Origin of the sequence: Pseudomonas onubensis (genome assembly GCF_965653655.1) — a bacterium.
Classification (GTDB): domain Bacteria; phylum Pseudomonadota; class Gammaproteobacteria; order Pseudomonadales; family Pseudomonadaceae; genus Aquipseudomonas.
Map to the genome: position 1 here is coordinate 1 of NZ_CBFHAZ010000151.1, position 10691 is coordinate 10691.

Sequence of the window (10691 nt, forward strand, 5' to 3'; positions counted from 1 at the left end):
CTCGGACTGGTCTCAATACTGGATACGATAAACCGGCTTAATCGCATAACCTGAACCGCCGTATACGGAACCGTACGTACGGTGGTGTGAGAGGACGGCGGATGTGAATCCGCCTCCTACTCTATGCGGGATATTTTTTGTCGCAGTTCTTTTTCAGGCAAATGTCGCAAAGATCTACAAACCCGCTGCTTTTACCGCTAGTCTGCGGACATCTGCAATGCCGACAACAGCCTTCTACAAGAGCCCGGCGATGACTGATCTGTCCCGAATCCAAGGGCCTGCAAGCGCGGTGATTCCGACCCTGGAAGCGCGTTTCTACAGGCCGCCTTTGCCTGATGGCTATGTGCTGCGCCCGCGCCTGTGCGAACGCTTGAGCGCGGGTCTTGCAGGGCGACTGTTGCTGGTGAGTGCCCCGGCCGGGTTCGGCAAGAGTTCGTTGGCGGTGGAGTTTTGTCAGAGTCTGCCGGCGCATTGGCAAAGCCTGTGGCTGGGCCTGAGCCCGCGGGATAACGACCCCGGCCGCTTCCTTGAGCGCTTGCTCGACGGTTTACAACAATACTTCCCGCAACTCGGTGCCCAATCCCTGGGCCTGCTGAAAATGCGTCAGCGTCACCAACCCTTCGCCTTTGAAGAATGGCTCGACGGCTTGCTCGACGAGCTGACGCTGCACCTGTCCACACACGCGCCCTTGCTGCTGGTGCTGGATGACTACCATCTGGCCCAGGGCCCGGTACTGGACCGCTGCCTGCAATTTTTCCTCAATCATTTACCCGATGGGCTGCTGGTGTTGGTCACCAGCCGCCAGCGCCCGGACTGGCACCTGGCGCGGCTGCGACTCTCGCGCCACCTGCTGGAGCTGCACGAACAAGACCTGCGCCTGACCCACGACGAATCGCTGGCCGTACTCGACAGGCACAGCAGCTCGTTGCGCGGCGAAGCTCTGGACAACCTGATCCGCCGTAGTGAGGGCTGGGTGGCTGGCCTGCGCTTCTGGCTGCTGGCCCTTTCCGAAGCTGGCAATGAAGCCGCGTTGCCGCAACATTTAAACGGTGGCGAAGGGCTGATCCGCGACTACTTGCTCGAAGAAGTCATCGATTGCCTGCCGGCAGAGGTGCAAGCCTTCCTTTACGACACTGCCCCGCAGGATCGTTTTTGCAGCGAGCTGTGCGACGCCGTGCGCGAAGCCCACGACAGCGCGCATATCCTCGGTTATTTGCAGGCCCACCAAGTGTTCCTGGTGCCGCTCGATGAGCAGGGCCACTGGTATCGCTACCACCATCTGTTTTCCGACCTGTTGCGTGCCCGCCGTGCCAGCAGTGCCACCGTGCCGATTGCCAGCCTGCACCTGCGTGCCTGCCGCTGGTTCAACACCCAGGGCTTGATCGATGAAGCGGTAGAACAAGCATTGCGCGCCGGCCACCTGGATGTGGCGGCGAACCTGGTGCAGAACCTGTCGGAGGAGCAACTGCTGGCCGAGCAGAACGTCGGCATGCTGCTGCGCTGGAAGATGGACTTGCCCGACAGCCTGCTGATCAGCACGCCGCGTTTGATCGTGCTCTACAGCTGGGCATTGGGGCTGGCCTGCCAACTGGATGCGGCCGAAGAATTGTCCAGCTACCTCAGCCGCTTTTTGCCGGCGCCGTCGGCCACTGCGCAAAAGTCGATGCTGGCCCAATGGTTGGCGCTGAGCGGGATTATCGCCCGTGGCCGGGGCGATCGAGAGTCGACCCTGCGCTACTGCAGCGAGGCGTTGGAAAGCTTGCCGCAAAAACGTTATGGCCAGCGTCTGATGTGCCTGTCGACCTTGTCCAACCTGGCCATTGTCGATGCCGATTTGTGGCGCGCCCGTGGCCTGAATCGCGAATCCCTGGAGCTGGCGCAGCGTGTCGGTAACCCACTGTTCGAGGCGTTGGCCCATTACGATCGCGCGCGGGTGTTGCAGGCGCGCGGCGAAATCCTGCGATCCCTGGACGAAGTGCGCCAGGGTCTGCAACGCCTGCACGGCCTGGCGCCGCAGCGGCTGTACGCGGTGCGCGCGCGGTTGTCGCTGTACGAGGGCTATCTGCTGCTGGTGCGCTATCAACCCGAGGCCGGCCTTGCCCGTTTACGCGCGGGTCTGAACGAAGCCCGCGCCTGCCGGGATATCAGCGTGCTGATCGGGCATTGTGTGATTGCCAACTTTGAAGGGCGCCGTGGGGATTTTTCCACGGCGTTTGCAGAACTGGCCGAGGCTGAGCGCTTGATGCACATCTGGGATGTGCCGCCGATCTACTACTTGGCGATGATCACCCTGATCAAATGTGAGCTGTGGCTGGCTCAAGGTCGCACTGATCTGGCCGAGGCCTGGTTGACCCGACTGGGGCAAACCTACAACGGTGAACACGCCGCCGCCGCGCCGGAGTTTCACCCGCACTTGCCGCAACATATCGGGCTGCAACAGGCTGCTTTGGACGCCACCCGTCATCAGCCGGCCGCCGCGTTGCAACGCCTCGAAGAGCTGGCGCAGCAGGCGCATAACAGTGGGCGGCAAATGATTGCCTTGATGGCCCTGACCCAGCAGGTGCAGTTGCTGCTGGAGTGCGGGCAGCAAGACCAGGCCCGATTGGCATTGGCCCGCGCCCTTGAGGCGGGCGCCGGTGGGGCGTTGCAACCCTTTCAGCGGTTGCTGGAGAGTTATCCGGATTGGATGCGTGAACAGCTTGGCCGGGATGCTCATGGTTTGCTGAACCAGAGTTTGTTGGCGCTGTTGCCGGTGGCGGCGGTCGTTGAGGCCTTGCCTAATCATGAAACCCTGAGCGCACGTGAACTGGCGGTGCTGAAGTTGATTGCCCAGGGGTGTTCGAACCAGGAAATCAGCAATCAGTTGTTTATCTCCCTGCACACGGTGAAAACCCACGCCAGCCATATCAACAGCAAGCTGGGTGTAGAGCGCCGGACTCAAGCAGTGGCGCGGGCCAAGTCGATGGGGCTGCTGGTCTGATAATGCGGCAACTTTCCCGTGGGAACTGATATGTGTGAGAGCTGGCTTATGTGGAAGCTGGCTTGCCTGCGATGCAGGCACCTCGGTCTACCAGTCAAACTGAGGTGATGCTATCGCAGGCAAGCCAGCTCCCACACTGGTCTGACTGTCTCGCTACGGCGCAGTCGGGCAGGCTTTCAGCGACGTGTCAGCGGTTTTGCTGACCAGCGCGGCGAAGCGCTTGAGGTTGTTCTGATGCGCCGCCACCAAGTCATCAATGCTCGGGCCTGCCGGTGTCTGCAAGGTGGTGCGGCAAGTCAGCGGTGCGGCATCTCCCCCGCTTGTGGGCCGCAGGCGCCAGCGCACGTCGAGCAGCGCGTATTGGCCCGGTACCGAGTCAAAACGCTGCACTTCAACGCGCAACGACATGGCTTGCGGGGAATGACTGTTGGCCAGTTGATCCACCAGCGCGCTTTTCAGCTCATCCGCCAGGGTTGCGGCCCACCATTGGGTTTCAAGGATCGCCAGCCCACTGTCACCCTGACGAATCACGATTTGTGCACGGTCGACCTGGGGCGGCACGCTGATGCTTTCAATGCGGATATCGCTGGCCTGGGCTTGCGTGCTGTTATTCCAGTGCACCGGGGTAAGCGTGTGGAACGCGATCGGCTCACTGCGACACGCCGCGAGCAGCGCCAGCGCGGCGACCAGGGTGAGTTTCAAGGGAAAGGTCATGGCGGCTCCAATGGTCATTTGCGCGGTGGCCCTTGCAGGTCTGTTGGCGCTGCGCTGTCAGGGCGGCCGCGAATCAGCGATTCCGGATGCCGGCCCAGGTAGTCCGACAGTTCGCGCAAGGAGCGCGACATGCGCGCCAGTTCGTCCAGGGTCTGGGTCAGTTGTTCGCGCTGCGGCGAGTCTTCGGCCAGGGTTGAGTTGGCCGACTGCAAGGTCTTGCTCACGTCGCCCAGGGTGGTCTGCACGCCGGGCAGGGTCTTGGCGTTGAACTGGGCAAGGCTTTTGCGCAGCTCGACCAGGCTGCCGTCGAGGTTGCCGGCGATGCGCTCGATCGGCAGTTGGTTGACCTTGTTGACGATGCCTTCGAGTTTCTCCTGCAACTGCTCCAGATTGCCGGGGATGGTCGGAATGTTGACCGGGCGCAGGTTCGGGTCAAACACCACTTTGTCGGCTTTCGGGAAGAAATCCAGGGCGATGTACAGCTGGCCGGTCAGCAGGTTGCCACTGCGGGCCTGGGCGCGCAGGCCGTTTTCGATAAAGGTGCCGATCAGGCGCACGCCGCCCGCTTCATCGTTGGGGTCATGGTTGGTGGCCTTGAGCAGCTTGGTGTTGGCTTCGCCGAGCAACTGCGGGTAAATCACGATGCCGACGTTGATCGGGAAACTGCGTTTCTTGGCATCGAAGTCCAGGTTGATCGACACCACTTTGCCGAACTCCACTCCAAGGAACTCCACCGGCGCGCCGACCTTGAGCCCGCGCAATGCCTGATCAAAACGCAGCGCCATGTATTGCCCTTGACCGTTGGGCGGGGCGAGGGCGCTTTGCTGGTCGTCGAACAGTTCATAGGTGTGATCTTCGCTGGCCGGTTTGTCGTTGGGGCTGTAGGGCGGCGCCTGGAACGCGATGCCGCCGGCCAACATCGATGACAAGGACTCGGTTTTCAGCGCGAAACCATTGGCGCCGACGCTCAGGTCGATGCCGCTGGCATTCCAGAAGCGGGTATTTTCGGTGACGTACACATCATTGGGCGCATGCACGAAGACCTCGATTTTCACGCCCTTGCCATCGTCGTCCAGCTCATAGGCCACGACCTGGCCCACCGGGATCTTGCGGTAGTACACCGGCGAGCCGATATCCAGTGAACCCAGGCCCTGGGTATGCAACGTGAAACGTTTGCCCGGTTCGCCATAGGTAATGGGTGGCGGGTTTTCCAGGCCTTTGAACTGTTTGGCGCGGGTGTCGGATTGGCCGATATCGGCGCCGATATAGTCACCGGACAGCAAGGTATCGATGCCGGACACGCCCCCGGCGCCGATGCGCGGGCGCACCACCCAGAACTTGGAGTCTTCACGGGTGAAGCTTTCCGCCTGCTTGGCCAACTTGATGGTGGCGTTGACGCTTTTCTGGTCATCGCTCAAGGCCACATCCGAGACTTGGCCGATCACCACGTTGCGGTATTTGACCTCGGTTTTATTCGCGACCAGGCCGTTGCCGGTCTTGAAGTTGAGGACGATCACCGGCCCCTGTTGCAGCACGTTGTGCACCACCAGCGAGATGCCCACCAGCACTGCCACAATCGGCACGATCCACACCAGCGAAACGCTGAAGCGCCGCGTCTTGATCGCCGGTGAGCCGGCAGGCGTGTCAGTGTTGTGTGAACTCATCCGAGATCTCCTCGTTGTGTGGGTTTTCCCAGATCAGGCGCGGGTCGAAACTCATGGCCGCGAGCATGGTAAACACCACCACCAGGCCAAAAAACAAAATGCCCAGGCGCGGCTCGATGGTGCCCAGCGCCTGGAACTTCACCAGCGCGGCCACCAGCGCGACCACAATTACGTCGAGCATGGACCAGTAGCCGATCAGTTCGACGAACCGAAACAGCTTCGAGCGCTCTTTGCGCGCCCACTGGCTGTTGCGCTGCACGGTGACCAGCAGCAGGGTCAGCGAGACAAACTTGATGCCCGGCACCGCAATGCTGGCAATGAAAATGATCAGGGCAATGTCCCAGGCGCCATGCTGCCAGAACTCCAGCACGCCGCTCATGATGGTGCTGTCTGCGCCGGAACCGAGCATGGTGGTGTTCATCACCGGCAGTAAATTCGCCGGGATATAAAATGCCAGTGCCGTGAGCATGTAGGCCCAGGTGCGGGTCAGCGAATGGAGTTTGCGCCGATGCAGCGGCGCGCCGCAGCGCTCGCACTCGCTGGGTTCGTCGCGCATGTCGCACGGCTGGCCGCAGGTGTGGCACAGGCACAGGTTGAGTTCGCGGGCGGTCGGTGGTGAGTTCATACGGCGTCCCACAAGTCGCGTACGTCACGCCCGGCGATGCGGATCAGCAGCAAGGCGAGGGCGGCGAGGGCAAACAGGCCGGTGCCGGGGATCACGTCGAGCATGCCGGCCAGCTTGAACACCGCGACCATCGCGCCCAACAGGCAGACTTCGAGCATGCTCCATGGCCGCAGCGCTTCAAGCCAGCGCATGCATACTTTGAACGCTGGTGAGCGCTTGCCGGTCAAGGCGAAACTCAGCACCCACATCAGCAATAGCAGTTGAAACACCGGAGCGATGATGATCGAGATCGCCGCCACCAGGGCAATAAAGGTGATCGGCCCCAGGCTCAGCGCCACCACCGAGTCCCACAAGGTCGCGCTGTTTTTAAGGCCTTGCAGGCTGATGCTCATCACCGGATAGAAATTGGCAAAGGTCCACAACACCGCTGCGGTGATGGTAAGCGCGAGGCGCTGTTGCACCGACAACCCGTTGTAGCGCTGCAACACGCCTGCGCAACGGGTGCACAGGGCTTTTTGATGTTTGGCGAGCGTGACCTTGTCGTACACGCAATCGCAGTGTTCACAGATGATCCGTTGATTGGCCATAAGCCTTGCTCCAAACGCGACGCTGCGGTGCGGGTTCGATGGCGCTCAAACCAGCTTAGTAGCCTAGGCGCGCATCAGGTGCGGCCCAGTAAAAAGTGTTTGATAGTCGTTGCGTAGGGCTGCCAGCGAGTACTTTCGATTTCGTAGAGGAAGTATTCATTACGGTCGTCCTCATCCCACGATGCCAACTCTTCAATATCCTGATCCTTGATTTTCCGATAGCTGCGAACGGCATTGGCCCGGGCGCCAATCAATGCTCCATTGTCCAGGCCGAATACACGAATGGTCTCTGCTGCACGATGCTGCTCTTCAGCATTCAGTGAGCTACGTGCACGTACTTCACCAGACGAGTGGAAATAGAGGTAGAACTCAGGGTCATGCTCGTCCGGTTTGACGAGCTGGTCAGCATCATAGTGGGGGGCCGAGCGTCGGTCTTTATAGTGCCCGCAATGTTCGTCCGCTCCGCAGGCGAGGAAAAAATTACTCCATTCAAACGTCAACTCTGGGTAGCCATTAGGGTGCTTTTGGCTTTTTCGACGAAAATGTTCGATGTGGCCTTCGTGGTAAATAGCACTTTCGCAATAGGCACACCGCACACCGTATTCGGCCGCCTCTGGGGTGGTGATGCCGGGAATACCCTGTAATTGAACCAAGGCAAAACGCAGCTGTTTTTTACAACCACCGCGAAAGTCATCCCAAGTTTGGGTGTGATAGTCGTATTCCGCCAAGCAGGCTGGGGCGTTGATAGAGGCGCGATCCAGTTTGAGCATGACGATCAGTCCTTCGTGTCCAGATGTTTGCGCAATTTGAAGGTTTGAAAGCGAATGAGCCTGTCAGACTCGAGCATGACAAGGTTTCTTGGACCGTAGAAATCCAGCAGCTTTGAGCGTAGGGCGCAGCCGTCGGCGTCTTCATGGGTGCCGTTTTCAATTTTTGCGGTGTAGTCGGCCAGCCATTGCGCCTCCTCTACCGGTGGAATCGGATTCACACCCATCACGTCGTTGAGTGCGACTGCGCTTTCAACGCCTTTGACTTCTTGCGATGGGCATACGGCCTGCCAATGTCCTTGAGCGTTTTGGTAAACAATTCGAGTGTTTTCGCGTTTTACAGTTGAGAGAACCTGAGGACTGTGGGTGCTCACGATGAACTGTATTTTAGGAAATGCGCTGCGCAAGCTGGCAATGACACGTTGCTGCCAAGCGGGATGCAGGTGCAGGTCGACTTCGTCAATCAATACGATGCCGGTCGTTTCACGCGGTGCTCTTTCTTTGAGGTGCCCATTAAGTCGCGCGCAGCGTAACGCCAGATCAGCTACCAATGTAATCATGGCGCGCACACCATCACTGAGCAAGCTGAGTGGCAGGGCCGCGTGATCTGGGTGCGACATGGACAACCCTTCAAATGTCAGGCTGTAATGGAAGTCGCTCCAGCCCTCTTCGGACATCACGTTGTTTACGGCATCTCTGATGCCTTGCAAGCGGGGTTCCAAGTTGGAGTGCTCGTAACCGGGCTGCTGTTTTTGTTGCAGGGCTGCCAGTGTGGCTTTCCTCATCCACTCCTGCAGTTGAGCAAATGTAGAGAACACAGAGAGGCAATCTTCATAGCCGGCGGTACGACTTTCAGTCAGTACCGCTTTACTCGATACATTTTTATGACTCACCCACAGTCGTCTGGAACTGTAGTAGCGCACGATCGGAAGTGAAACCTCTGAAGTATTTCGCAGCATCGTCTGAAGCGCTCGCCCCCATGCCGCCAGTGGTTCGGCTTCGCGGGTGGTCGTGCGACTTTTCGGGCCATTTAAGGCTCGCTGCCAATGCACTTCTGGATCGCTCAATTGGGCGTTGATAACAACAGGAAATTGTTGCTCGCTCTCGAAGCCTTCGCCAACTCTTACATAACGCGCATCGGTGCGCTCAATATGCTTGGATATGCCCTGATCAAATGCGCCAACGAAAGGTCCTAGAGCAGCCACGATAGCCTCTAGAACGGATGTCTTGCCTTGACCGTTACGCGCCGCGATCACCGTCAGCTCGGGATCGAAGCTGATTTCGAATTCGTCAAAGCGGCGGTAGTTTTTCAGGCTTAGCTTTGTGAGATTCATAGTCTCTCTTCTGACTGAACAACGCGGCCCTGGCAGTTCTTGCAGCGCATCAATAATGGCTGTCCTGCGAGCGCGAAACTAATAGACGAGCATACTAACAGTGCTACACACCTGTGTGGTGTCGCTGAGATTCTCAACGCGCTTCGTCTTATACTGGGCTGCTGAAAAATTATTTTAATCAAAGGAGTCTATATGGACGCCCCAGGGATTGCGTTGATCCGCGAAACCTTCCCCGTCGGCCCTTTGCAGTGCAACTGCACCATCATCGGCGACCCGATCAGCAAAAAAGCCATTGTGATCGACCCGGGCGGCAATCACGAGATGATCCTGGCGCGTCTGGATGCGCTGGGCCTCAAGGTGGTGAGCATTATCCATACCCACGCCCACCTGGATCACTTCCTGGCGTCCGGCCAGCTCAAAGAGAAGACCGGCGCCACGCTGCATTTGCACAAAGAAGATCAATTTCTTTGGGATAACCTGGAAATGCAATGCCAGATGTTTCGCGTGCCCTACACGCCGGTACCGTCGCCGGATCGCTGGCTGGAGGACGACGAGGAGTTGGCCTGTGGCTGCGGGGTGGCGCTGCATACGCCGGGGCACACGCCGGGTTCGATGAGCTTCTGGTTTGCCGATGCCAAGTTGCTGATCGCCGGCGACACCTTGTTCAAGCGCGGCGTGGGACGTACCGACCTGTGGGGCGGCGACCAGGCGACTATCGTGCGTTCGATCAAGCAGCGTTTGTACACCTTGGACGAGGGCGCGACGGTGGTTACGGGGCACGGCCCGGATACCTGCTTGGGCGATGAGATGCGCGAGAACCCGTTCGTGCGGGCGTAGCAGGCGCGGAGGGAATATTTGCGCGGGCGAGGCTGTTCTTCAGAAAGAATCGTCTTGGCAGGTCGCGTTCAGACTTGGCCTGCTACGGTTTATCTAGCGGGGATACTGTTCAATGTTTTGTTACAGGTGGGAAAGTGGCCACGGAATTTTTACCGTTTGTCGCGATCCAAACTCGGCACAGGCCCATTGCCAATGTCCTTTGCACCACAGAATGCAAAAGTAGGAGCTCCCTTCATGTTCACTCCGCGTCGTCTGCTTGTTGTCGCCACCGCCGTAGCCCTGTTATCCGGCTGCGCTTCACCTAATCCTTATGACGGCAGCCAGGGACAGGCCAGCAATGGTTCCGAAGGGGGCATCAGCAAAACCGCCAAATACGGCGGCCTGGGTGCTCTGGCCGGTGCGCTGGCGGGTGCTGCCATTGACCATAACAACCGTGGCAAGGGCGCACTGATCGGTGGTGCCATTGCAGGCCTGGGCGCAGCCGGTTATGGCTACTACGCCGACCAGCAGGAAAAGAAACTGCGTGAAAGCATGGCCAACACCGGTGTTGAAGTGCAGCGCCAGGGTGACCAGATCAAGTTGATCATGCCGGGCAACATCACCTTCGCGACCAACTCCGACGCAATTTCCAGCAGCTTCTATACGCCGCTGAATAACCTGGCGGGTTCGCTGAAGCAGTTCAACCAAAACACCATCCAGATCGTCGGCTACACCGACAGCACGGGCAGCCGCCAGTTGAACATGGACCTGTCCCAGCGTCGTGCCCAGAGCGTGGCCAACTACCTGACCTCTCAAGGCGTCAGCCCGACCAACCTGAGTGCCCGTGGCGCCGGCCCGGATAACCCGATTGCCAGCAACGCCGACGTGAATGGCCGTGCCCAGAACCGTCGCGTTGAGGTCAACCTCGGCCCGATCCCTGGCCAGCAATACGGCCAGCCTGGTCAACAGCAGCAGCAACAGGCACCGCAGCAGAACAACCAGTTCCAGGGCAACCCGTACCAGCAGTACCAGTAAACCCTGGGCATTAAAAAGGGCGCCGTGCAGTCAATGCACGGCGCCTTTTTTTTGGTTCTTCACGGATTACCGGGAAAGACGCTCTTGATCTTCATGAAAAAGAACTCGCTATCCCGGTAACCGTACGCCATCCGCTTAATGACCTTTATTCGATTGTTTATCCCTTCCA

10 protein-coding genes are annotated in these 10691 nt (G+C 59.1%); 3 read left to right on the forward strand and 7 right to left on the reverse strand.

The genetic code is table 11. The annotated features are described in order from the left end of the window. Window positions 1-250 precede the first annotated feature (250 nt). Window positions 251-2980, forward strand: a complete 2730-nt coding sequence (locus tag ACTD9P_RS28130; RefSeq protein ID WP_438870210.1) for a winged helix-turn-helix domain-containing protein — start codon at window positions 251-253, stop codon at window positions 2978-2980. A 153-nt stretch (window positions 2981-3133) separates the two neighbouring features. On the opposite strand, the gene ACTD9P_RS28135 is transcribed toward ACTD9P_RS28130, so the two are convergent. From ACTD9P_RS28135 to ACTD9P_RS28160, 6 genes are all read right to left on the reverse strand, one after another. After that, a complete protein-coding gene (locus ACTD9P_RS28135) occupies window positions 3134-3694 on the reverse strand; it encodes a PqiC family protein (RefSeq protein WP_438870211.1) in 561 nt (186 codons plus the stop codon). Window positions 3695-3708: 14 nt separating this feature from the next. Next, entirely contained in the window at window positions 3709-5358 is a 1650-nt protein-coding gene (locus ACTD9P_RS28140; RefSeq protein ID WP_200430826.1) for a PqiB family protein, read from the reverse strand. After that, on the reverse strand, window positions 5339-5983 hold the full coding sequence (locus ACTD9P_RS28145; protein WP_138816799.1) for a paraquat-inducible protein A: 645 nt from the start codon (window positions 5981-5983) through the stop codon (window positions 5339-5341). Before ACTD9P_RS28145 ends, ACTD9P_RS28140 begins: the two co-directional genes overlap by 20 nt. After that, window positions 5980-6570: a paraquat-inducible protein A gene (locus ACTD9P_RS28150; RefSeq protein WP_438870212.1), complete on the reverse strand. Its 591-nt coding sequence runs from the start codon at window positions 6568-6570 to the stop codon at window positions 5980-5982. Before ACTD9P_RS28150 ends, ACTD9P_RS28145 begins: the two co-directional genes overlap by 4 nt. Before the next feature lie 74 nt (window positions 6571-6644). Then, window positions 6645-7340 carry a retron system putative HNH endonuclease gene (locus ACTD9P_RS28155; RefSeq protein WP_438870213.1) on the reverse strand — a complete coding sequence of 232 codons (696 nt, stop codon included), beginning with the start codon at window positions 7338-7340 and terminating at the stop codon, window positions 6645-6647. Between the two features lie 5 nt (window positions 7341-7345). Next, window positions 7346-8671 carry an AAA family ATPase gene (locus ACTD9P_RS28160; protein ID WP_438870214.1) on the reverse strand — a complete coding sequence of 442 codons (1326 nt, stop codon included), beginning with the start codon at window positions 8669-8671 and terminating at the stop codon, window positions 7346-7348. Window positions 8672-8863: 192 nt separating this feature from the next. On the opposite strand from ACTD9P_RS28160, the gene ACTD9P_RS28165 reads away from it, so the two are divergent. Further along, a complete protein-coding gene (locus ACTD9P_RS28165) occupies window positions 8864-9508 on the forward strand; it encodes an MBL fold metallo-hydrolase (RefSeq protein WP_438870215.1) in 645 nt (214 codons plus the stop codon). A 234-nt stretch (window positions 9509-9742) separates the two neighbouring features. After that, a complete protein-coding gene (locus tag ACTD9P_RS28170; RefSeq protein ID WP_438870216.1) occupies window positions 9743-10522 on the forward strand; it encodes a YiaD family glycine zipper/OmpA-like lipoprotein in 780 nt (259 codons plus the stop codon). Window positions 10523-10581: 59 nt separating this feature from the next. On the opposite strand, the gene ACTD9P_RS28175 is transcribed toward ACTD9P_RS28170, so the two are convergent. After that, the coding region (locus tag ACTD9P_RS28175) for a transposase (protein ID WP_163003228.1) at window positions 10582-10691 on the reverse strand (110 nt) is incomplete at its 5' end.

Excerpts from the sequence above, each read along its gene's own strand:
- ACTD9P_RS28155 (WP_438870213.1), bottom strand. The coding sequence starts at position 7,340 with ATGCTCAAACTGGATCGCGCCTCTATCAACGCCCCAGCCTGCTTGGCG.
- ACTD9P_RS28140 (WP_200430826.1), bottom strand. The coding sequence starts at position 5,358 with ATGAGTTCACACAACACTGACACGCCTGCCGGCTCACCGGCGATCAAG.
- ACTD9P_RS28130 (WP_438870210.1), top strand. The coding sequence starts at position 251 with ATGACTGATCTGTCCCGAATCCAAGGGCCTGCAAGCGCGGTGATTCCG.
- ACTD9P_RS28150 (WP_438870212.1), bottom strand. The coding sequence starts at position 6,570 with ATGGCCAATCAACGGATCATCTGTGAACACTGCGATTGCGTGTACGAC.
- ACTD9P_RS28145 (WP_138816799.1), bottom strand. The coding sequence starts at position 5,983 with ATGAACTCACCACCGACCGCCCGCGAACTCAACCTGTGCCTGTGCCAC.
- ACTD9P_RS28135 (WP_438870211.1), bottom strand. The coding sequence starts at position 3,694 with ATGACCTTTCCCTTGAAACTCACCCTGGTCGCCGCGCTGGCGCTGCTC.
- ACTD9P_RS28165 (WP_438870215.1), top strand. The coding sequence starts at position 8,864 with ATGGACGCCCCAGGGATTGCGTTGATCCGCGAAACCTTCCCCGTCGGC.
- ACTD9P_RS28170 (WP_438870216.1), top strand. The coding sequence starts at position 9,743 with ATGTTCACTCCGCGTCGTCTGCTTGTTGTCGCCACCGCCGTAGCCCTG.
- ACTD9P_RS28160 (WP_438870214.1), bottom strand. The coding sequence starts at position 8,671 with ATGAATCTCACAAAGCTAAGCCTGAAAAACTACCGCCGCTTTGACGAA.